This is a genomic window from Pseudomonas oryzae (assembly GCF_900104805.1).
Classification (GTDB): Bacteria; Pseudomonadota; Gammaproteobacteria; order Pseudomonadales; family Pseudomonadaceae; genus Geopseudomonas; species Geopseudomonas oryzae.
The window spans coordinates 1,754,810-1,775,835 of the sequence record NZ_LT629751.1 but is presented as its reverse complement, the minus strand read 5'-3'; the positions used below and the strand labels follow the sequence as shown (position 1 = coordinate 1,775,835).

The window sequence follows — 21,026 nt, the reverse complement described above, 5'->3', positions numbered from 1 at the left end:
CTGGCTGGAAGATCACCAAATCGGTTTCTGTCGATACCAGGAGTATCGAATGTCGCGCTATACCGAACTGCACAGCTTCGTCCAGGTCGCCCAGAAGGGCAGCTTCGCCGCCGCCGCCCTCAGCGAGGGCGTCACCCCGGCCATCCTCGGCCGCCGCCTGGACGCCCTGGAGCGGCGCCTGGGCGTGCGCCTGATGCACCGCTCCACCCGCGGCCTGCGCCTGACCGAGCTGGGCGAGCAGTACCTCGAGCGTGCGCGGGTGCTGCTGCGCGAGTTCGACGAGCTGGAGGCGGAGATCGGCAGCAGCAGCTCGATGGTCAAGGGCCAGCTGGCGGTATCGGCGCCGGCCGGCTTCGGCCGCCTGCACGTGGCGCCGCACGCGCTCGGTTTCCAGCAGCGCTTTCCCAACCTCAAGCTGGCGTTCAACCTGACCGACAGCGTGGTCGACCTGGTCGGCGAGGGCTACGACCTGGGCATCCGCATCGGCGAGGTGCGCGACCCCAACTACGTGGCGGTCAAGCTGTTCCCCAACCGCCGGGTGGTGTGCGGCACCCCGGAGTACTTCGCCCGCCACGGCAAGCCGCAGACCCCCGAGGACCTGGCCGCGCACAACTGCCTGGCCTTCACCCTGCAGGGCGGCCAGCAGCGCGGCTGGACCTTCCAGCGCGACGGCCGGCAACTGGCGGTGAAGGTCGCCGGCAACCTGGCCTGCAACGACGGCGAGCTGCTGTTCTCCTGGGTGCGCCAGGGCGTCGGGCTGGGCTGGCGCTCGACCTGGGAGATCCAGGGCGAACTGCGCCGCGGCGAGCTGGTGACCGTGCTCGACGACTTCGCCCTGGCGGACTACGACATCCAGGCGGTCTACCCGCAGCAGCGCTACCTGCCGGCCAAGGTGCGCTTCTTCATCGACTACCTGCGCGAGCTGTACGGCGCGCCGGGGTACTGGGAGGGGCTGTAAACCAGGGGGCGGGGATCGGCACGGGAGGAGGCGCCGGGCGAGCGCGGGGTGCGCCCGGCATGAAGGCGCCGGCATGCGCCTGAGCGACCGCTGTTGCCGGCTGCCGCTCCATGCGCATGCGGTTGCAGCGGGCCTGCAATGCCAGCCCGCTGCGTTCGGGCTCAGCGCGGATAGTGCGCCGGGTAGGGCAGGCGGGCCACGCCGGAGTCGATGGCGGCCTGCGCCACCGCGGCGGAAACCGCGCCGAGCAGGCGCGCGTCCATCGGCTTGGGCAGGATGTAGTCGCGGCCGAACGCCAGGCTGTCCAGCCCGTAGGCCGCCAGCACCTCGTCCGGCACCGGCTGCCTGGCCAGCTGGCGCAGCGCTTCCACGGCGGCGATCTTCATCGCCTCGTTGACCGTGCGGGCGCGCACGTCGAGGGCGCCGCGGAAGATGAACGGGAAGCCGAGCACGTTGTTCACCTGGTTGGGGTAGTCGGAGCGGCCGGTGGCCATCACCAGGTCGTCGCGGGTGGCGCGGGCCAGCTCCGGGCGGATCTCCGGATCGGGGTTGGAGCAGGCCATCACCACCGGGTTGGCCGCCATGCTCAGCAGCTCCTCGGCGCCCAGCAGGCTGGCGCCGGACAGGCCGAGGAACACGTCGGCGCCCTCCATCGCCTCCTTCAGGGTGCGCGCGCCGCTGTCGTTGCAGAACTCGCGCTTGAAGCGGTTGAGGTCGTCGCGGCCGGAATGGATCACGCCCTGGCGGTCGATCATGAACAGATTGCTCTTCGGCGCACCCAGGCTGACCAGCAGGCGCATGCAGGCGGTGGCCGCCGCGCCGGCGCCGAGGCAGACGATCTTCGCCGTGGCGAGCGGCTTGCCCTGGATCTCCAGCGCATTGAGCATGGCTGCGGCGGTGACGATGGCCGTGCCGTGCTGGTCGTCGTGGAACACCGGAATGTCGCACTGCTCGCTCAGCACCTGCTCGATCTCGAAGCAGTCGGGCGCCTTGATGTCCTCCAGGTTGATGCCGCCGAAGGTGTCGGCGATGCGCGCCACGGTGTCGATGAAGGCCTGGCTGCTTTCCGCCTTGACCTAGATGTCGATGGCGTCGACGCCGGCGAAGCGCTTGAACAGCAGCGCCTTGCCTTCCATCACCGGCTTGCTGGCCAGCGGGCCGAGATCGCCGAGGCCGAGGATCGCGCTGCCGTTGCTGATCACCGCGACCAGGTTGCCCTTGCCGGTATAGCGGTAGGCGTTCTGCGGGTCCCTGGCGATCTCGCGTACCGGCTCGGCGACGCCCGGGCTGTAGGCCAGGGCCAGGTCGGCGGCGGTTTCGGCCGGCTTGCGCAGGGCCGTACCGATCTTTCCGGGGGTCGGGAACTCGTGGTAGTCCAGTGCTGCTTGCTTGAATTCGGTAGTCACAGCGGCCTCCTTGGGCACTTGCTCATCGACTGGTCCGGACGGGAGCGCGGCTCCCGCCCGCTTCAGGTGCAGGCTGTTGCCGGGAATGCAGCGGCCGGCGCGGGCGCCAGGTCGCTGCAGAGAGGGGGATTGGGTTCGCCCGACCGGCCGCTGGGGGGCCGTCGGCGCAGGCACGAGGAGGCTCGGCCGGCCGGGCGAATTCGAGGGTTGCCCGTGACCGCCGGGGCAGTCACGGGCGGTGGCTCACTGGGCGTGCAGCAGCGGGTCGCCGATGCCCATCACGTACATGGCGATCAGGCCGAAGATGCCCGCCACGGTGAGGTAGTAGAGGGTCGGCAGGATGGTCTTGCGCAGGGTGACGCCCTCGCGACCGAGCAGGCCGACGGTGGCCGAGGCCGCCACCACGTTGTGGATGGCGATCATGTTGCCGGCCGCGGCGCCCACCGACTGCAGCGCCACCATCATCGCCCCGGAGACCCCGATCAGGCCCGCGGCGTTGAGCTGGAACTGCGACAGCATCAGGTTCGACACCGTGTTGGAGCCGGCGATGAAGGCGCCCAGGCCGCCCACCGCCGGGGCGAAGAGCGGATAGATGCCGCCGACGCTGTCGGCCACCAGCTTGGCCATGGCCACCGGCATGGACACCAGTTCGGCACCGTTGACCCCCGAGTTGATCAGGATGCGCACCATCGGGATGGTGAAGATCAGCACGAAGCCGGCGCCGAGCAGGGTGCGGCTGGATTCGCCGATGGCGGCGGTCAGCTCGCTGAAGCGCATGCGGTGGAAGATGAAGGTCATCAGCACCACGAAGCAGAGGATGCCGCCCGGCAGGTACAGCGGCTCCAGGCTGCCGTTGATGCCGGTCTCGCCGAGGATGTCCTTCCAGCCGAAGCTCACCGACATCAGCGCCGCCTTGACCTCGGGGAAGGCCCGCGACAGTACCAGCAGCCCCGCCAGCAGCAGGTAGGGCGCCCAGGCCATGGCCACCGAGATCGGCGTCTTGCCGGCGACCTGGTCGAGCTTCATCTCGATCGAACCCATCCACTCCACCGGCCACTCCTTGGCCGGAGCGAAGTCCCAGCTCTGCTTGGGCAGCAGGAAGCCGGCCTTGGCGGCGGGGACGACGATGGCCATGCCGACCAGCGCGCCGATGATCGACGGGAACTCCGGACCGAGGAACACCCCGGCGGCCATGTACGGCAGCGAGAAGCACAGCGCGGTGAAGATGGCGAAGGGGGCGATCTCCAGGCCTTCCTTCCAGCTGCGGTTCTTGCCGAAGAAGCGGGTCATGATGGTGACCATGATCAGCGGCATCAGCAGGCCGATCAGGCCATGGGTGATGGCCACGCGGGAGAAGATCAGGTGGAAGAACACCTCCCAGCTGCTGCCGTTGGCGACCAGCTGGGCGCCGATCCCGGTCTTGTCCAGGCCGGCGCCGACGCCGACCAGGATCGGCGTGCCGACCGCGCCGAACGACACCGGGGTGGACTGCACCATCATGCCCAGCACCACCGCGGCCATCGCCGGGAAGCCGAGCGCCACCAGCAGCGGCGCGGCCACCGCGGCGGGGGTGCCGAAGCCGGAGGCGCCCTCGATGAAGCAGCCGAACAGCCAGGCGACGATCAGCGCCTGCACCCGGCGGTCGGGGCTGATGTTGGCGAAGCCGCGGCGGATCGCGCTGATCCCCCCGGAGTGCTTGAGGGTGTTGAGCAGCAGGATGGCGCCGAAGATGATCCAGAGGATCGCGGCGGTGAGGATCAGGCCCTGCAGCGTGGAGGCGACGACCCGGTTGAAGGTCATGTCCCAGGCGGTGAGACCGATGACGGCGGTAATGACGAACACCAGCGGCATGGCGTACTTGGCTGGCCAGCGGAAGCCGATCAGCAGTACGCCCGCCAGTACCAGCGGCACGAAGGCCAGTATGGAGAGCAGTGTTTGACTCATGGGTTGGTTTCCTGATTGTTTTTGTAGGCCAACTGGCTCCGGGAGGTTCCCGGAGCCTGCATCTGGGCCGGCAAGGCCCTGAGCGCCGGCAGCTCGTCAGGCGTGCCGGCGCTCCTGCTCGGTTGCTCCGTGCGCGGAGCCGGTGATTCGCTGGTCGGCTCAGCCCTCCTGCTTGAAGCGCAGGCGCCAGGCGTGCAGCAGCGGCTCGGTGTAGCCGCTGGGCTGCTCGAGGCCCCTGAACACCAGGTCGCAGGCGGCGCGGAAGGCGTGCGAACGCTCGAAGTCCGGCGCCATCGGCCGGTAGGCCGGATCGCCGGCGTTCTGGGCGTCGACCACCCGGGCCATGCGCTCGAGGCTCTCGCGCACCTGCGCGGCGTCGACCACGCCGTGGTGCAGCCAGTTGGCCAGGTGCTGGCTGGAGATGCGCAGGGTGGCGCGGTCCTCCATCAGCGCGACGTCGTGGATGTCCGGCACCTTGGAGCAGCCGACGCCCTGTTCGACCCAGCGCACCACGTAGCCGAGGATGCCCTGGCAGTTGTTGTCGACTTCCTCCCGGATCTGCGCGGCGCTCCAGTCGCGGCTGGCGCTGACCGGCACGCTGAGCAGGCCATCGAGCAGCGCGTCGCGCTCGGCGGCCAGGTCGATGCGCTCCAGCTCGGCCTGCACCGCCGGCACGTCGACCTGGTGGTAGTGCAGGGCGTGCAGGGTGGCGGCGGTGGGCGAGGGCACCCAGGCGGTGTTGGCGCCGGCCCTGGGGTGGGCGATCTTCTGCTCGAGCATGGCGGCCATCAGGTCCGGCATCGCCCACATGCCCTTGCCGATCTGCGCGCGGCCGCGCAGGCCGCAGCTCAGGCCGACCAGCACGTTGTTGCGCTCGTAGGCCTGGATCCAGGCGGTCGACTTCATGTCGCCCTTGCGCAGCATGGCGCCGGCCTGCATGGCGCTGTGCATCTCGTCGCCGGTGCGGTCGAGGAAGCCGGTGTTGATGAACGCGACCCGCGAGCCGGCGGCGGCGATGCACGCCTTGAGGTTGATGCTGGTGCGCCGCTCCTCGTCCATGATGCCCATCTTCAGGGTGTGGCGCGGCAGGCCGAGCAGGTCCTCGACGCGGGCGAACAGCTGGTCGGCGAAGGCCACCTCGACCGGGCCGTGCATCTTCGGCTTGACGATGTAGACGCTGCCGCTGCGCGAGTTGCCCTTGCGCTCCAGGTCGTGCAGGGCGATCAGGCTGGTGGTCACCGCATCGAGGATGCCCTCGGGAATCTCGCGGCCCTCGCCGTCGAGGATGGTCGGGTTGCTCATCAGGTGGCCGACGTTGCGCACGAACAGCAGCGAGCGGCCGTGCAGGCGCAGGGTGCCGCCGGCGGCGGCCCGGTACTCGCGATCGGCATTCAGGGTGCGGACGATGCGCTTGCCGCCCTTGTCCAGGGTTTCGCTGAGGTCGCCCTTCATCAGGCCCAGCCAGTTGCGGTAGACCAGCAGCTTGTCGTCGGCGTCGACCGCGGCGACCGAGTCCTCGCAGTCCATGATGGTGGTCAGCGCGGCCTCCAGCAGCAGGTCCTTGACCCCGGCGGCGTCGTCCTTGCCGATCAGGCTGGCGCGGTCGATCTGAATCTCGATGTGCAGGCCGTGGTTCTGCAGCAGCACGGCGCTGGGCGCGGCGGCTTCGCCCTGGTAGCCGACCAACTGCTCCGGCCGGGCCAGGATGGTGGTGCTGCCGTCCTTGAGGCAGACCTGCAGCGCGCCGCAGTCGACCGCGTAGGCCGTGGCCTCGGCATGGCTGGCGCCGGCCAGCGGCGCGGCCTGGTCGAGGAAGGCGCGGGCGAAGGCGATCACCCGCGCGCCGCGCACCGGGTTGTAGGCGCTGCCTTTCTCGGCGCCAGCGTCCTCGGCGATGGCGTCGGTGCCGTACAGGGCGTCGTACAGCGAGCCCCAGCGCGCGTTGGCGGCGTTCAGCGCGTAGCGCGCGTTCATCACCGGCACCACCAGCTGCGGGCCGGCCTGCACGGCGATCTCGCGGTCGACGTTGGCGGTGTCGATCCGCACCTCGGCGGGCTGCGCCAGCAGGTAGCCGATGCCCTCGAGGAAGGCGCGGTAGGCGGCCATGTCGGCGATCGGCCCGGGATTGGCCTGGTGCCAGGCATCCAGCTCGGCCTGCAGGCGGTCGCGCTCGGCGAGCAGGGCGCGGTTCACCGGGACGAGGTCGTGGACCAGGCTGTCGAAGCCGGCCCAGAAGGCCTCGGCGGCGATGCCGGTGCCCGGCAGCACCTCCTGCTCGATGAAGTTCTGGTACTGGCTGGCCACCTGCAGGCGCAGGCGCTGCACGCGCTCGGTCATGTCGTTTCTCCTCTGCTGATATGTTCCGTGGGGCGGGTCAGACGGGCTGTGCCCAGAGCAGCCCGGCGACGCCGGCCTTGGCCACCTGGGCGTCCTGCTCGGCCTTGACGCCGGAGACGCCCACCGCGCCGACCACCTGGCCGTCGACCAGCACCGGCACGCCGCCTTCCAGCGAGGTCAGCAGCGGCGCGCTGACGAAGGCGGTGCGGCCGCCGTTGACCATCTCCTCGTAGCCCTTGGTTTCGCGGCGGCCGAGGGCGGCGCTGCGCGCCTTCTCCTGGGCGATGTAGGCGCCGATCGGCGCGCAGCCGTCGAGGCGCGCGAGGCCCAGCGGATGGCCGCCGTCGTCGACCACGGCGATGGCGACCGCCCACTTGTTGCGCTGGGCTTCCTCACGGGCGCGCTCGAGGATGCGCGCCACTTCCTGTTGGCCGAGTACGGCTTTGCTTTGCATGGTGTTCTCTCTTGTTGTCCGGGGGCGGTCAGCGCAGGGCTTCGTCGACCAGTTCGATCCAGTGGCGCACCGGGGTGCGCCCGGCGCTGTCGAGGTGGGTCTGGCAGCCGATGTTGGCGGTGACGATCACCGCGGGTTTGCCGCTCTCCAGGGCGTCGAGCCTGTTGTCGCGCAGCTGGCGCGACAGCTCCGGCTGGGTCAGCGAGTAGGTGCCGGCCGAGCCGCAGCACAGGTGGCTGTCCGGCACGCTGGCGAGGTCGAAGCCGAGGCGGCCGAGGATCGCCTCGACCGCGCCGCCGAGCTTCTGCGCGTGCTGCAGGGTGCACGGGCAGTGGAAGGCCAGGCGTTGCCCGCTGCCCTTGCCGAGCGGCTCCAGCGGCTCGTCGCGCAGCACCTCCACCAGGTCGCGGGCCAGGGCGCTGACCCGCGCGGCCTTGGCGGCGTAGGCCGGATCGCCGGCGAGCATATGGCCGTAGTCCTTGACGAAGGCGCCGCAGCCGCTGGCGGTCTGCACGATGGCCTCGGCGCCGGCCTCGATCGCCGGCCACCAGGCGTCGATGTTGCGCCGCGCGCGTTGCAAGCCCTGCTCCTGGGCGTTGAGGTGGTAGTCCACCGCGCCGCAGCAGCCGGCCTCGGCGGCGGGCACCACGCTGATGCCCAGGCGGTCCAGCACCCGCGCGGCGGCGGCGTTGGTGTTGGGCGACAGCGCCGGCTGCGCGCAGCCTTCGAGCATCAGCACGCGGCGGGCGTGGCGCGCCTGCGGGCGGCTGCCGGCCGGACGGATCTCGCGCGGCAGCTTGGCCTGCAGGGCCTGCGGCAGCAGCGGGCGGAAGGCCTGGCCGGCCTGGGTCAGCGCCTTGAACAGCGCCGGGCGCGGCACCACGGTGCGCAGCGCCTCGCGCAGCACGCGCTCGCCGAGCGGGCGCGGCACTTTGGCCTCGACCACCGCGCGGCCGATGTCCAGCAGGTTGTGGTAGTCCACGCCGGAGGGGCAGGTGGTTTCGCAGTTGCGGCAGGACAGGCAGCGGTCGAGGTGCAGCTGGGTCTTGGCGCTGACCGCGTGGCCTTCGAGCACCTGCTTGATCAGGTAGATGCGCCCGCGCGGGCCGTCCAGCTCGTCGCCGAGCAGCTGGTAGGTCGGGCAGGTCGCGGTGCAGAAGCCGCAGTGCACGCAGGAGCGCAGGATGCGTTCGGCCTCTTCGGCGCGCGGCAGCAGCTTGGCTTGTTGGCTCAGATTGGTTTGCATGGCTCGCTCTCAGACCTCCGCGTACATCCGGCCCGGGTTGAAGATGCCCTTGGGGTCGAGTTGCTGCTTCAGGCTCCGGTGGTAGCGCAGCAGCGCCGCCGGCAGCGCGGTGAGGGCGTCGTCGCCGGCGCTGCAGCGGGTGGCGTGGCCGCCCACGGCGGCGGCCGCGGCGCGGATCTGCTCGGCGTCGACGCCGGACTTCAGCCAGCGCTGCGCGCCGCCCCAGTCGATCAGCTGCGCGCCCGGCAGCGCCAGCACGCCGGTGTTGTTCGGCAGCGACAGACGCCACAGCGGCGTCTCGCCCTCGAAGAAGGCCAGGCGCTGCTCGCGCAGCGCCAGCCAGTAGCCGCTGTCGATCTCCTCGCCGCCGAGGTCGCGGCGGCAGGCCTGCACCGAACCTTCGCCGCCTTCCAGGCGCAGGTGCAGGGCGCGGCCGTCGTGGCTGGCCGCGCTGATCGGCAGCGGCTGCTGGCCCCACTCGGCGAACTTGCCCAGCGCCTGCTCGACGCCCATCTCCAGGCGCAGGCTGAGGCACTGGCGCGGCTTGGGCAGCACCTTGAGCGACACCTCGGTGATCAGCCCCAGGCAGCCCAGGCTGCCGGCCATCAGGCGCGACAGGTCGTAGCCGGCGACGTTCTTCATCACCTCGCCGCCGAAGCGCAGGTGCTTGCCGTGGCCGGTGATGATCCGCGTGCCGAGCACGTAGTCGCGCACCGAGCCGGCCCACGGGCGGCGCGGGCCGGACAGGCCGGCGGCGACCATGCCGCCGAGGGTGGCGCCGATGCCCAGGTGCGGCGGCTCGCAGGGCAGCATCTGCCCGGCCGCTTCCAGCGCCGCCTCGATCTCCTGCAGCGGCGTGCCGGCACGGGCGGTCAGCACCAGCTCGGTCGGGTCGTAGCTGACGATGCCGCGGTGGTCGCGGGTGTCCAGTTCCTCGCCGGCCACCGGGCGGCCGAGGAAGGCCTTGCTGTCGCCGCCGCGGATGCGCAGCGGCGTGCCCGTTTCCAGGGCGTGGTTGACCTGGGCCAGCAGCGCCGCGCTGGCGTCGTAGTCGTGCAGCATCAGAAACGCTCCAGTTCGGGGAAGGGCAGCTTGCCGTGGTGCACGTGCATGGCGCCGAACTCGGCGCAGCGGTGCAGGGTCGGGATGTTCTTGCCGGGATTGAGCAGGCCGCTGGGGTCGAAGGCCGCCTTCACCGCGTGGAAGGTGGTCAGCTCGTCGGCGTTGAACTGGGCGCACATCTGGTTGATCTTTTCGCGGCCGACGCCGTGCTCGCCGGTGATGCTGCCGCCGACCGCGACGCACAGTTCGAGGATCTTGCCGCCCAGCTCCTCTGCGCGCTCCAGCTCGCCGGGCTGGTTGGCATCGAACAGGATCAGCGGGTGCATGTTGCCGTCGCCGGCGTGGAACACGTTGGCCACGCGCAGGCCGTACTGCTCGGAGAGGTCGGCGATGCCCTGCAGCACGCGCGGCAGCTCGCGGCGCGGGATGGTGCCGTCCATGCAGTAGTAGTCCGGCGAGATGCGCCCGACCGCCGGGAAGGCGTTCTTGCGCCCGGCCCAGAACTTGACGCGCTCGGCCTCGTTGCGCGCCAGGCGCACCTCGGTGGCGCCGGCGGCCTTCAGCACCTGCTCGACGCGCTGGCAGTCGTCCTGCACGTCGGCCTCCACGCCGTCCAGCTCGCAGAGCAGGATGGCGGCGGCGTCCACCGGGTAGCCGGCGTGGATGAAGTCCTCGACCGCGCGGATCGACAGGTTGTCCATCATCTCCAGGCCGCCGGGGATGATGCCGGCGGCGATGATGTCGCCGACCGCCCGGCCGGCCTTCTCCACCGAGTCGAAGCTGGCCAGCAGCACGCGCGCCACCTGCGGCTTGGGCAGCAGCTTGACGGTGATCTCGGTGACCACGCCGAGCATGCCCTCGGAGCCGGTGAACAGCGCCAGCAGGTCGAAGCCGGGGCTGTCGAGGGCGTCGGAGCCGAGGGTCAGGCGCTCGCCGCGCATGGTGAGGATCTCGACCTTGAGCAGGTTGTGCACGGTCAGGCCGTACTTCAGGCAGTGCACGCCGCCGGCGTTCTCGGCGACGTTGCCGCCGATCGAGCAGGCGATCTGCGAGGAGGGGTCGGGCGCGTAGTACAGCTCGTGCGGCGCGGCGGCCTGGGAGATCGCCAGGTTGCGCACGCCCGGCTGCACGCGGGCATAGCGGCCCTGCGGGTTGACCTCGAGGATGCGGTTGAAGCGCGCCATCACCAGCAGCACGCCCTGTTCCAGCGGCAGCGCGCCGCCGGACAGCCCGGTGCCGGCGCCGCGCGGCACCACCGGCACGCCGCGTTGGTGGCAGAGCAGCAGCAGGGTCTCGACCTGCTCGACGGTCCGCGGCAGCACCACCAGCATCGGCGCGGTGCGGTAGGCGGAGAGGCCGTCGCACTCGTAGGGGCGCAGGTCTTCCGGCTCGTGGAGGATTTCCAGGTCGGGCAGGCTCTGGCGCAGCTCGGCGAGCAGGGCCGCCTTGTCCACCCGGGGCAGGGCGCCGTCCAGGCGTTCGTCGTAGAGAATGTTCATGGGGGCTCACACGGCTGATTTCTTGTAGTTGTCGTGCCCGCCGGTTCGGCTGCCGCCAGGCGATGCTGGCAGGGCGGATGCGAGGAACCACGGCGGGTGAAGATTCGGCCAGGGTTGCCGCGGCGTCCAGTTGTCGATGGACTGGTCCGACCAGTTTTGCGCCTAATACTTTCGTCAGAATCCCGCTGTATGCCTTGCCTGGGCCGGTCGGTGCGCCTAGATTGGCTGCACTGAAGCAACTGGTCGGACCAGTTCTGGCGGGAGGCGGGCATGGCGGGCATGGCGGGCATGGCGGGCATGGCGGGTGGTGGCGGTGACAGGGGGCAGCGGGTGGCCGACCAGGTTGCCGAGCGCATCGAGCGGCTGATCGTCGATGGCGTGCTGAAGAAGGGCCAGGCGCTGCCGTCCGAGCGGCGCCTGGTGGAGAAGCTCGGCTGTTCGCGTTCGGCGCTGCGCGAGGGGCTGCGGGTGCTGCGCGGGCGCGGGATCATCGATACCGAGCAGGGCCGCGGCTCGTTCGTCGCCGACCTCAACCGCGGCAGCGACGCCTCGCCGCTGATGCACCTGTTCAGCTCGCAGCCGCGCACCCTCTACGACCTGCTCGAGGTGCGCGCGCTGCTGGAGGGTGAGTCGGCGCGCCTGGCGGCGCTGCGCGCCACCGAGGCCGACCTGATCCTGCTGCGGCGGCGCTACGAGGAAATGTCCGCCGTGCACGACGAGCCCACGCCCGTCGACCCGCGCGAGCACGCCCGCCGCGACCACGCCTTCCACCGGGCGATCAGCGAGGCCTCGCACAATCCGGTGCTGGTGCACACCCTGCAGTCGCTCAGCGAACTGATGCTGAGCACCGTGTTCGCCTCGGTGAACAACCTCTACCACCGGCCGGTGCAGAAGCGGCAGATCGACCGCCAGCATGCGCGGCTGTTCCACGCCATCTGCGAGCGCCAGCCGAGCCAGGCGCAGCGCGCCGCCCGCGAACACATCGAGAGCATCCGCGACAACCTGCGCGAGATCGAGCAGGAGGAGCAGCGCCTGGTGCGCGCGACCATGCGCCTGGAGGGCTGGAACTGAGCGGGGCTACATCCATTCCAGCTCCGCCGCCGCGCCCTGATTCCCCCACAGCAGCAGCGGCGGGATGTCGAGCAGCGACCAGGCGCCGCGTTGCAGCAGCGGCAGCGCCCGCGCGCCGGCCAGCATCATGCGTGCGGCCAGCTCGATCTCGTTGAAGCGCGCTTCCAGCAGCATGGCGGCGTGGCTGCCATTGCTCGCCGCCGCATGGCGCTCCAGCAGCAGGCCGCGGTCGGTTTCCTCCAGGTCGGCGACGCTGGCCACCGGGAACACCAGGGTTTCCTCGTCGAGATACAGCGGGTCACCGAGGATGGCGTCCTCGACGGCCAGGCGGTCGGCGCCGGGTTCCAGCTCCACGTAGACGTAGCGCTGCACGCGGCCGTCGGCCGTCTTCAGCTCGGTGGCCAGCGCCGTGCGCACGCCCTCGACACCCTCGGCGGCCAGGCTGTGGTGCAGGCTGCTTGCGGTGTGCAGGCTGGCCTGGGTACGGCCGTGGGGGAGCGGCAGGGCGAACTGGCTGCGCAGCAGGGACAGCAGGCCCGGATCGCAGCCCGCGCCAAGCACCGCGGTGGCCCGGTACAGGTGGGCCATGCGCTGCAGCTCCGCCTTGTGCGCGACGAAGGCCGCGCCGTGCAGGCGGGCGCATTCGACCAGTGGCAGCTGGTGCTGCAGCAGTTCACGCGCCTGGCCGAGGACCGCATCGACCGGCACGCAGACCAGCACGGCATCGACCCCGCGCAGCTCGCTGATGTGACCGACCACCGGGATGTCGCCCGGCCAGTCGAGCGGCGCCGGGTTGCGCCGCACCACGCCGGCGAGCGCCAGGCCGGAATCGCTGAGCAGCAGTTCGGCGCAGCGGCGCCCGAGCCGGCCGAGGCCGATCACCGCGATCTGTCGTTTCGTCATGTCCGCCTGCCTGTGGAAGAGGTCCGGCCTGCCGGGCGGGTGGGCCTTGCATCAGGTTAGATCAGCGGCCGGCAGCCCTCCTGCGCGCCGGGCGGCAGAGGGGCGTGCTCGACCTCCCCAGGCGGCAACGCAGGCGCGGGGTCATGGGCGCCGCAATCGACCAACTGAGCCGGACGGACAGGCCACTAGCTCGACTGGGCGCTGTCGCCGTCCTCCAGGACTTGCGGCTCTTCCACGACCTCCGTCTGTTCCACCGGCTCGGTGATCACGCTGAAGTCGCTGACCTCGATGGCGCCTCGTCCGTAGCCGAGCAGGTGGAAGGAGAACGCCTTGCGCGACTCGGGGTTGTGGAAGGTGAAGTCCATCTGCAAGGGCTTTTCCGGGGTAACCAGCATCCTGGCCGGGATGTCCAGCGGCACGTCCCGCTCGAATTCCTTGGCCTTGAGCAGGATGTAGGCCTTCTGCTTCGGGTCGGTCGAGCGCACGGTCAGGCGCACCCGGGTCTGCGAACCCTTGGGCAGCTCCAGATACTGGGCGCCGATCAGGTTGTCCGCCCAGTCGTCCTTGATCTTCGCCTTGAGCCGGATGCTGGCCGGGCTGCCGAACTGGTAGAGCTGGTTCAGCGAGCTACGCAGCAGCGAGCGATCGAGCTCTGTGGCCCGCGCGGCGACCTGGCGGGCGCGCCGACCGTCATACTGGCCGAGCAGGGGCGCCTGCTCGGCGATGAAACCGGTGCTGGCGTAATCCCGGCAGAGCTGCTGGAAGTCGCACTCGGTCAGGGTGCCCTTGCCATCGTGATAGCGCAGCAGGCCATTGGTGTACGACATGATCTCGCGGCCCTGACGGTAGTCGCGGAACAGCGATCGGCCGCTGAGGGCCCTGGGGGCAGGGAAGCCGAAATAGTCGAGCACCGATACGCTGAGGTCGACGTGTCCGTAGACCCCGGACTTGATCCGCGGCAGCTGCTTCTGCTCCGGAGCCAGCACCAGGTTGAAGCCCCAGGCCGAGGCGAGGCGCACGCCGTCGATGCCGTGGGATTCGTCCGAGGTGATGACGACCAGGGTGTCCTTCAGCACGCCCTGGCGCTCCAGGCCGGCCAGGAAGTCGTCCAGCGCATCGTCCAGGTAGGCCACGGCGGCCTGCTTGGCCGTCTTGTGGCGCTTCAGGTATGCGGCCGGTGCGGAGTAGGGCTGGTGGGTGCCGACCGTCAGCAGGGTGAGCATCCACGGCTGCTGGCTGCGGCGCAGCTGGGCGACGTAGTCCAGTGCGCCTTCGAAGAACGACCGGTCGTCCTTGCCCCACGGGAAATTCAGATGGGAGGGCTTCTTGAACCACTCCACGCCCCGGGTGGCCACAAAGCCGATGTGCGGCATGATCCGGTCCTTGGCCATGAACCGGAGGCCGGCGCCCTGCAGGTAGTGGGTGGCGAAGCCGCGATGCTGCAACTGGGCCGGCAGGCAGGCCAGGTTGCGCTGGTTCTGCGTCAGCATCTCGAGGCCCTTGGGCGTGCCGCTGTCGAGCTTGTCGTAGTCGCCGCAGAGCATCGCGTACAGGCCGCGAATGGTCTGGTGGCTGTGCAGCACGTAGTCCGGCGTGTTCATGCCCCGCTCGGCCCAGGCGCTCAGCTTGGGCATCAGGTTTTCCCGGTAGCTGCTGTTCAGGGCCGCGCGGTTGGTCGCGATGTAGGCCCCCGGAATGCCCTCGAGGGTGACGATCAGCACGTTGCGGGCGCGTCCCGGGGCGTTCAGCAGCTTCTTGCCCTTGAGGTCGAGGCGGTTGAGCCCGGCCATCTGCGGGGGCGCATCGGCGACGTCACCTTCCAGCCACTCATTCACCTTCGTCTGCCCGCTGCCGATGACGGTGGCCAGCAACTGGTGGGGAAGGTTGAACAACTGCCACTGGTCCGCCGCGCTGGGGCGCAACTGCTGGATGCCGCCGTGCGCCAGCAGCAGCGCCAGCGGCGCCAGCCAGGCATGCCGAGGCAGGCGGACGGCGGATTGCGCACGGCCCAGCCACTGGCCGAGCAGCCAGAGCGCCAGGCCGCCGAACAGGCTCGCGGCGATCCAGGGATGCGCGGTGCTGCCGGAAGTGGAGTTTTCCACGAATTGCGGATCGAACAGGTATTGCAGGTCTGCCGGGTTGGGCAGCCGACCGACCGCGCTGACCAGTTCGACGGCCGCCACGCTCAGCAGGCTCCAGGCCAGCAGCACGGGCAGGGCCAGCCACCAGGGGCGGCGGTAGAGCAGGACGATCAGCAGGGTGCCGATGGCCAGGTCGGACAGATAGCCGAGAGGGTCGGACCAGCCCAGGGTCAGGCGGATGCCGAGGGGTAACGCCAGGAGCAGGCCGGCCAGGACGACGAGCGAGGCGCGGGGGTGCTGCAGGCTGCGCAGGATGATGCTCACGGGGAAACCTTCACGCCATCAGATTTTCATGAAGATATGCTAGCTGGCGCTGCATATCTTTTGGGCAACTTCGGCCCCGGTAAGTTCTGCTGCCGACGCCGGCGGCATGGCAGATCCAGTGTGAATGTCAGGATCCGCCCAGGTTGCCGGGTAATCGCCGAAAAAAGCGGGCATCTTCGCAGATGGGTGCGGGGCCGAAAAGCCCGCGGTAGACGGGTTGCGGCCTGGGCGAGAGCGGCGGCACGAGGTCAGGACGGAGCCGGGCGTCCGACCGACTTGCCTCCGGCCTTTCTCGGCGCACCCTTGCGCGTCCCGCCCTTGCGCTTGCCCTTCCAGGCCGGCTTGCCGCGCGTGGCGCCGGCCGGTGGGCCGCTGATGGTCAGGCGCAGGCCGGCGCAGCGTTCCACCAGCTTGCTCATCCACGCCGACTGCTTGGCGACGAACTCCTCCAGCGGCATCTCGCCGCTCTGCACCATGTCCAGCGCCTGTTCCCAGATCGCCGTGGTGCCGGGGTCGGCGATCGGCCTGGGCACCGCGTCGATCAGGCTGAACGCCGCCGGGGTGGCGGCCAGCGCCTTGCCCTGCTTGGTCAGGTAGCCGCGATCGAGCAGGCCCTGGATAATCCCGGCGCGGGTCGCCTCGGTGCCGATGCCGGTGGTGTCCTTGAGCTTCTGCTTCAGGCGCGGGTCGTCGACCAGCTTGGCGACGTTCTTCATCGCCTTGATCAGGTCGCCCTCGGTGAACGGCTTGGGCGGCTGGGTCTGCAGGTCCTTGAGCGTCACCTCGCGCACCGCGCAGTCCTGGCCCTCGCGCAGTGCCGGCAGGGCCTGCGGTTCGGGCGCCTCGCGGCCCTTCGCCGGGGTCAGCGCCTCGGGCAGGGCGCGCCGCCAGCCCGGCTCGACGATGCGCTTGCCCACCGCGCGCAGGGCGTGGCCGGCGCAGTCGAAGTCGGCCTGGGTGCGGTCGTACTCGTGGTTGGCCAGGAACTGCGCGAGATAGCGCGCTCGGATCAGGGCGAACACCGCGCGTTCCTTGCCGGCCAGGCGGGTGGAGGCCTGCGCGGCGGCGGTGGGGATGATGCCGTGGTGGGCGCCGACCTTGGCGTCGTTCCACGCCCGCGAGCGGCGCTGCGCGTCGAGGTGCGGGGCAAGCGTGGCCAGCGCCGGATCGGCGGCGGCCAGGGCGGCGAGGATCGCCGATGCCTCGGCGTGCTGGCTGAGCGGCAGATAGCCGCAGTCGCTGCGCGGATAGGTGATGACCTTGTGCGTCTCGTACAGCGCCTGGGCGATGTCGAGGGTTTCCTGGGCGCCGAGGCCGAGCTTCTTCGAGCAGACTTCCTGCAGGGTGCCGAGATCGAACGGCAGCGGCGCGGCCTCGCGCATGCGCTCGGTCTTCAGCTCGACCAACCGCGCGCTGCCGGCGCGGCGCATGGCCTCCGCCGCCTCGCGCGCCAGCTCCGGCTTGAGGCAGCGGCCCTGGTCGTCGCAAGCGTTTTCCGGCGCGCGCCACTGCGCGGTGAACGGGATGCCGTCAGCGAGCAATTGCACGTCGATGGCCCAGTAGGGCACCGGCACGAAGGCGGCGATGGCACGGTCGCGATCCACCACCAGACGCAGGGTCGGCGTCTGCACGCGGCCGACCGAGAGCACGCCCTGGTAGCCGGACTGGCGGCCGAGCAGGGTGAACAGCCGGCTCATGTTCATGCCGATCAGCCAGTCGGCGCGCGAGCGGCCGAGTGCGGCGTGGTAGAGGTTGAAGGTCTCGCTGCCCGGCTTGAGCGCGCGCAGCGCCTTGCGGATCGAAGCGTCGTCCAGTGCCGACAGCCACAGACGCTGGATCGGCCCACGATAGCGGCAGTGTTCGACCAGTTCGCGGGCAATCATCTCGCCCTCGCGGTCGGCGTCGGTGGCGATGACCAGTTCCGCGCACTCGCCGAGCAGGCGCTTGACCGCCTTGAACTGGCTGGCGGTCTTGCTCTTGACCAGCATCTTCCATTTATCCGGGACGATGGGCAGGTCGGCCAGGTTCCAGCGCTTGTAGCGTTCGTCGTAGGCGTCCGGCGGCGCGGTCTCCAGCAGGTGGCCGATGCACCAGGTCACCGTCACCCCGTTGCCCAGCCAGCAGCCCTCGCCGCGCCGGCTGGCGCCGAGCACCTTGGCGATGTCCTTGGCCTGGGAGGGTTTTTCGCAGAGGTAGAGCTGCATGCTTGCCGCGATCCGGGTGTCGATGGCACACAGGATGGGCAGAAAGCGCCGGGCAGGCAAGTTTTATCTGTATGGGTGTACAGTTGTTGGTGGGCTGGCCGGGGGCTTCCCGGCCGTGCCCTCAGGCGAAATCCGCCGCCAGCGCGCAGCGCTGCTCGCCGCTCAGCGTCGCCTCGACCGGCATGGCCGCCAGGGTGCAGGCGACGCGCACCGGCGCGCCGGCATTCCACGCGGCGATGTGCGTCGGGGTGAGCGGGAAGCGCAGGAAGTGCACGGCGGAGGTCTTCTCCTCGTTGCTGCGCGGCAGGTCCTCGTCGGCGACGGCCAGCACCGGCGGGCAGCCCGCCACGCGCAGCTCGATGGCGTGTTCCAGGCCGCGCAGGCGCGCCAGCTCGCGGCGGCGCTGCTCGACGTCGGCGAACTCGATCATCAGGGTGGCCTTGAGGTTGTCGCCGTCGGGGATCAGCGGGTTGTAGGCGTCCAGTTCGTCCTGGATGCGCTCGGCCTCGAAGATCCGCTCGATGCGCAGGATCTCCTGCACCTGGTACTGGATGGTCAGGCGATCCTCGAAGAGCAGCGTCAGGTGCGCGCCGACATGCAGGGTGCGCGCCTTCTTGTGTGCCATCACCCGGGCGCGGAACTCGGCGCGCTCGCGGGCGTAGTTTTCCAGGCTGAGCAGGTCTGCGTGGGCAAGTGCTTTCATGGGCGTCGGCTCGTCCGTCATATGCCATAGGCCTTGCGCAGCAGGCTCAGGGGATGCTCTGCGGCGGGCTTGTCGTTCAGGCCGTGGGCGATGTGCTCACCGGCCATCGGGCAGTCGCTGGTGAAGTGCTCGGCAGCGGCGTCGGCGACGCGGCGCTCCACCGGCTTGGCCAGCTTGCGCGACAGCGCGTAGGTGTCGCGTTTCACGCCGTAGGTGCCGTCGTGGCCGGAGCAGCGCTCGACGGTGACGATCTCGGTGCCCTGCACCAGCTGGAGGATCTCGCGGGTCTTCGGGCCGATCTTCTGCACGCGCTGGTGGCAGGCGACGTGCCAGACCACCTTGCCCAGCGGCTGCTTGAAGTCGGTGTCGAGCAGGCCGGCGCGGTGGCGCTCCATCAGGTACTCGAAGGGATCGAAGAAGGCGTCGCGCACCAGCGCCACCTCGGGATCGTCGGGGAACATCAGCGGCAGTTCCTGCTTGAACATCAGCACGCAGGAGGGCACCGCGGCGGTGAGGTCCCAGCCGTCGCGAACCATCTGCGCCAGCTGCGGGATGTTGGCTTCCTTGTACCTGCGCACGGTGTCGAGGTCGCCCAGCTCCAGGCGCGGCATGCCGCAGCAGCTTTCCCGCTCCACCAGGCGGGCGGGGATGGCGTTGTGGGCGAGGATGGCGGCGAGGTCCTCGACCACGCCGGGCGCCGAGTGATCGCAGTAGCAGGTGGCGAAGATGGCGAGCTGGCCGCGCGTGCGGCCGGCGGGCCAGGCCAGGCCGCCGCCACGCAGGTGCTTGAGGCGCTGGCGCGCGGTGGGCGTGTGGTAGGTCGGCACCCGCGCCTCGGCATGCACGGCCAGGCTGCGCTCCAGCAGCTTGCGTGCCTTGGGGTTGCGGTTGGCGGCGTTGACCACCTGAGCCACGCCGGGGTTGGAGACCAGGCGGCCGACCTCGCGGGTGCTGGCGAGGATCTTCGCCGACAGCGGCGCGCCGCGCTCGCGGAAGCGCACCGCCTTGGCGCGCAGCATCAGGTGCGGGAAGTCGACGTTCCACGGATGCGGCGGGGTGTACGGGCACTTGGTCTGGTAGCAGAGGTCGCACAGGTAGCACTGGTCGGTGACCTTGGCGTAGTCGGCCTTGGCCACGCCGTCGACCTCCAGGGTCGGCGAGGCGTCGACCAGATCGAACAGGGTGGGGAAGGCGTGGCACAGGCTGACGCAGCGGCGGCAGCCGTGACAGATCTGGAACACCCGTTCCTGCTCGGCCTCCAGTGCCGCGCGGTCCCAGAACTCCGGCTGGTCCTGGCCCAGCGGATGACGGGTCGGGGCTTCGAGGTTGCCTTCGCGGCTGCTGTCGATGGGCTCGGCCATGTTGCCTCCCGGGCTGCGCTGACGGGGCAGGGAAGCCGCAGCGGCCCGCGGCGGGCCGCCCGGCCGGGGCATCAGCCCAGTTCGTCGAGGGCCTTCTGGAAGCGGTTGGCGTGCGAGCGCTCGGCCTTGGCCAGGGTCTCGAACCAGTCGGCGACCTCGTCGAAGCCTTCCTCGCGGGCCACCTTGGCCATGCCCGGGTACATGTCGGTGTACTCGTGGGTCTCGCCGGCGATGGCGCTCTTCAGGTTGAGGCCGGTGCCGCCGAACGGCAGGCCGGTGGCCGGGTCGCCGCACTGCTCCAGGTATTCCAGGTGGCCGTGGGCGTGGCCGGTCTCGCCTTCGGCGGTGGAGCGGAACACCGTGGAGACGTCGTTGTAGCCTTCCACGTCGGCCTTGGCGGCGAAGTACAGGTAGCGGCGGTTGGCCATGGACTCGCCGGCGAAGGCGTCCTTCAGGTTTTGTTCGGTCTTCGAACCTTTCAGCGTGCTCATTACACATCACCTCATGGTGTCTGGCTGAGAGGGGGGATGCAGAGACGGCCTTGCGGTCGTGACGCCATTGAGCTTAGTTCGCTGCGAGGTTTTGTCGCGGGGACGTGGCTGACCCGGGATGAGCGGGCGGCGGCCGCTGTCGCCGGACGGAGGGTGTTGCAGTTCGTCGGTTTTCGCCGGTCGGTCGCCCGTGACGGACCAGACTGGGAAGGGTTCGCAACGGCTCGCCGCGCCCTTCGCGCCCGGCACCACTTACGCTTCACCCGAGGAGGAACGCCATGGCTACTCCCTACACGCGGCTCGACAAGGACCAGGCTGCCGTCCTGCTGGTCGACCACCAGGCCGGCCTGCTGTCGCTGGTACGCGACATCGACCCGGACCGCTTCAAGAACAACGTGCTGGCCCTCGGCGATCTGGCCCAGTACTTCAAGCTGCCTACCATCCTCACCACCAGCTTCGAGAACGGTCCCAACGGCCCGCTGGTGCCCGAACTCAAGGCGCAGTTCCCCGACGCGCCCTACATCGCCCGCCCGGGGCAGATCAACGCCTGGGACAACGCGGACTTCGTCGACGCGGTGAAGGCCACCGGCAGGAAGCAGTTGCTCATCGCCGGGGTGGTCACCGAGGTGTGCGTGGCCTTTCCGGCGCTGTCGGCCATCGAGGAGGGCTTCGAGGTGTTCGTGGTCACCGACGCCTCCGGCACCTTCAATGCGCTCACCCGCGATAGCGCCTGGCAGCGCATGACGGCCGCCGGCGCGCAGCTGATGACCTGGTTCGCGGTGGCCTGCGAGCTGCACCGCGACTGGCGCAACGACATCGAGGGGCTGGGCACGCTGTTCTCCAACCACATCCCCGACTATCGCAACCTGATCACCAGCTACACGACGCTGACCAGCGGCAAGTAGTCGCTGCTGCTCCGGCCCGGTGTTCGCCGGACCGGGGCCCGCCATCCGCTCGTGCGCTGCCGGAAAGGTCGGTGGGA

15 protein-coding genes and 1 pseudogene are annotated in these 21,026 nt (G+C 70.1%); 3 read left to right on the top strand and 13 right to left on the bottom strand.

The window, feature by feature from the left end; translation table 11 throughout:
- Positions 1 to 49 precede the first annotated feature (49 nt).
- On the top strand, positions 50 to 958 hold the full coding sequence (locus BLT78_RS07970) for a LysR family transcriptional regulator (protein WP_090348460.1): 909 nt from the start codon (positions 50 to 52) through the stop codon (positions 956 to 958).
- 161 nt (positions 959 to 1,119) lie between these two features.
- Here the strand turns inward: BLT78_RS07970 and BLT78_RS07965 are convergent.
- The 7 genes and pseudogenes from BLT78_RS07965 to glcD form a co-directional block, all read right to left on the bottom strand.
- Positions 1,120 to 2,364: pseudogene (locus BLT78_RS07965) on the bottom strand (malic enzyme-like NAD(P)-binding protein).
- A 243-nt stretch (positions 2,365 to 2,607) separates the two neighbouring features.
- A complete protein-coding gene (locus tag BLT78_RS07960) occupies positions 2,608 to 4,308 on the bottom strand; it encodes an L-lactate permease (protein WP_090348459.1) in 1,701 nt (566 codons plus the stop codon).
- A gap of 159 nt (positions 4,309 to 4,467) precedes the next feature.
- Positions 4,468 to 6,645, bottom strand: a complete 2,178-nt coding sequence (locus BLT78_RS07955) for a malate synthase G (protein ID WP_090348458.1) — start codon at positions 6,643 to 6,645, stop codon at positions 4,468 to 4,470.
- Between the two features lie 37 nt (positions 6,646 to 6,682).
- The gene (locus tag BLT78_RS07950; RefSeq protein WP_090348457.1) at positions 6,683 to 7,099 is read right to left on the bottom strand and encodes a heme-binding protein; all 417 of its coding nucleotides are present in this window, start codon (positions 7,097 to 7,099) and stop codon (positions 6,683 to 6,685) included.
- Between the two features lie 28 nt (positions 7,100 to 7,127).
- The gene (gene glcF, locus BLT78_RS07945; protein WP_090348456.1) at positions 7,128 to 8,345 is read right to left on the bottom strand and encodes a glycolate oxidase subunit GlcF; all 1,218 of its coding nucleotides are present in this window, start codon (positions 8,343 to 8,345) and stop codon (positions 7,128 to 7,130) included.
- A 9-nt stretch (positions 8,346 to 8,354) separates the two neighbouring features.
- Positions 8,355 to 9,407, bottom strand: coding sequence for a glycolate oxidase subunit GlcE (gene glcE / locus BLT78_RS07940; protein WP_090348455.1), 1,053 nt, complete (start codon positions 9,405 to 9,407; stop codon positions 8,355 to 8,357).
- Positions 9,407 to 10,906 carry a glycolate oxidase subunit GlcD gene (gene glcD / locus BLT78_RS07935; protein ID WP_090348454.1) on the bottom strand — a complete coding sequence of 500 codons (1,500 nt, stop codon included), beginning with the start codon at positions 10,904 to 10,906 and terminating at the stop codon, positions 9,407 to 9,409. The genes glcE and glcD overlap by 1 nt, the downstream gene beginning before the upstream one ends.
- A 297-nt stretch (positions 10,907 to 11,203) precedes the next feature.
- Here glcD and glcC point away from each other — a divergent pair, with 297 nt between their 5' ends.
- Positions 11,204 to 11,977: a transcriptional regulator GlcC gene (gene glcC, locus BLT78_RS07930; protein WP_231975793.1), complete on the top strand. Its 774-nt coding sequence runs from the start codon at positions 11,204 to 11,206 to the stop codon at positions 11,975 to 11,977.
- A gap of 6 nt (positions 11,978 to 11,983) precedes the next feature.
- Here the strand turns inward: glcC and BLT78_RS07925 are convergent, their stop codons facing one another.
- The 6 genes from BLT78_RS07925 to BLT78_RS07900 all read right to left on the bottom strand — a co-directional run bounded on the left by BLT78_RS07925 (position 11,984) and on the right by BLT78_RS07900 (position 20,044).
- Positions 11,984 to 12,880 carry a Rossmann-fold NAD(P)-binding domain-containing protein gene (locus BLT78_RS07925; protein ID WP_090348453.1) on the bottom strand — a complete coding sequence of 299 codons (897 nt, stop codon included), beginning with the start codon at positions 12,878 to 12,880 and terminating at the stop codon, positions 11,984 to 11,986.
- A 185-nt stretch (positions 12,881 to 13,065) separates the two neighbouring features.
- Positions 13,066 to 15,285: an LTA synthase family protein gene (locus BLT78_RS07920; protein ID WP_172830773.1), complete on the bottom strand. Its 2,220-nt coding sequence runs from the start codon at positions 15,283 to 15,285 to the stop codon at positions 13,066 to 13,068.
- A gap of 248 nt (positions 15,286 to 15,533) precedes the next feature.
- The gene (locus tag BLT78_RS07915) at positions 15,534 to 17,489 is read right to left on the bottom strand and encodes a DNA topoisomerase III (RefSeq protein WP_090348452.1); all 1,956 of its coding nucleotides are present in this window, start codon (positions 17,487 to 17,489) and stop codon (positions 15,534 to 15,536) included.
- 121 nt (positions 17,490 to 17,610) lie between these two features.
- Positions 17,611 to 18,192, bottom strand: coding sequence for a DUF3501 family protein (locus BLT78_RS07910; RefSeq protein WP_090348451.1), 582 nt, complete (start codon positions 18,190 to 18,192; stop codon positions 17,611 to 17,613).
- 17 nt (positions 18,193 to 18,209) lie between these two features.
- Positions 18,210 to 19,553 (bottom strand): heterodisulfide reductase-related iron-sulfur binding cluster, encoded by a 1,344-nt coding sequence (locus BLT78_RS07905; protein ID WP_090348450.1) that lies wholly within the window; start codon positions 19,551 to 19,553, stop codon positions 18,210 to 18,212.
- A 71-nt stretch (positions 19,554 to 19,624) separates the two neighbouring features.
- Positions 19,625 to 20,044, bottom strand: coding sequence for a rubrerythrin family protein (locus BLT78_RS07900; protein WP_090348449.1), 420 nt, complete (start codon positions 20,042 to 20,044; stop codon positions 19,625 to 19,627).
- 278 nt (positions 20,045 to 20,322) lie between these two features.
- Here BLT78_RS07900 and ycaC point away from each other — a divergent pair, with 278 nt between their 5' ends.
- Complete coding sequence (gene ycaC, locus BLT78_RS07895) at positions 20,323 to 20,949, top strand: isochorismate family cysteine hydrolase YcaC (RefSeq protein WP_090348448.1); 627 nt, start codon at positions 20,323 to 20,325, stop codon at positions 20,947 to 20,949.
- Positions 20,950 to 21,026: the final 77 nt, after the last annotated feature.

Bases quoted from the DNA above. Each gene is read 5' to 3' on its own strand.
- BLT78_RS07970 (WP_090348460.1), top strand. From the start codon at position 50: ATGTCGCGCTATACCGAACTGCACAGCTTCGTCCAGGTCGCCCAGAAG.
- BLT78_RS07960 (WP_090348459.1), bottom strand. From the start codon at position 4,308: ATGAGTCAAACACTGCTCTCCATACTGGCCTTCGTGCCGCTGGTACTG.
- BLT78_RS07955 (WP_090348458.1), bottom strand. From the start codon at position 6,645: ATGACCGAGCGCGTGCAGCGCCTGCGCCTGCAGGTGGCCAGCCAGTAC.
- BLT78_RS07950 (WP_090348457.1), bottom strand. From the start codon at position 7,099: ATGCAAAGCAAAGCCGTACTCGGCCAACAGGAAGTGGCGCGCATCCTC.
- glcF (WP_090348456.1), bottom strand. From the start codon at position 8,345: ATGCAAACCAATCTGAGCCAACAAGCCAAGCTGCTGCCGCGCGCCGAA.
- glcE (WP_090348455.1), bottom strand. From the start codon at position 9,407: ATGCTGCACGACTACGACGCCAGCGCGGCGCTGCTGGCCCAGGTCAAC.
- glcD (WP_090348454.1), bottom strand. From the start codon at position 10,906: ATGAACATTCTCTACGACGAACGCCTGGACGGCGCCCTGCCCCGGGTG.
- glcC (WP_231975793.1), top strand. From the start codon at position 11,204: ATGGCGGGTGGTGGCGGTGACAGGGGGCAGCGGGTGGCCGACCAGGTT.
- BLT78_RS07925 (WP_090348453.1), bottom strand. From the start codon at position 12,880: ATGACGAAACGACAGATCGCGGTGATCGGCCTCGGCCGGCTCGGGCGC.
- BLT78_RS07915 (WP_090348452.1), bottom strand. From the start codon at position 17,489: ATGCAGCTCTACCTCTGCGAAAAACCCTCCCAGGCCAAGGACATCGCC.
- BLT78_RS07910 (WP_090348451.1), bottom strand. From the start codon at position 18,192: ATGAAAGCACTTGCCCACGCAGACCTGCTCAGCCTGGAAAACTACGCC.
- BLT78_RS07905 (WP_090348450.1), bottom strand. From the start codon at position 19,553: ATGGCCGAGCCCATCGACAGCAGCCGCGAAGGCAACCTCGAAGCCCCG.
- BLT78_RS07900 (WP_090348449.1), bottom strand. From the start codon at position 20,044: ATGAGCACGCTGAAAGGTTCGAAGACCGAACAAAACCTGAAGGACGCC.
- ycaC (WP_090348448.1), top strand. From the start codon at position 20,323: ATGGCTACTCCCTACACGCGGCTCGACAAGGACCAGGCTGCCGTCCTG.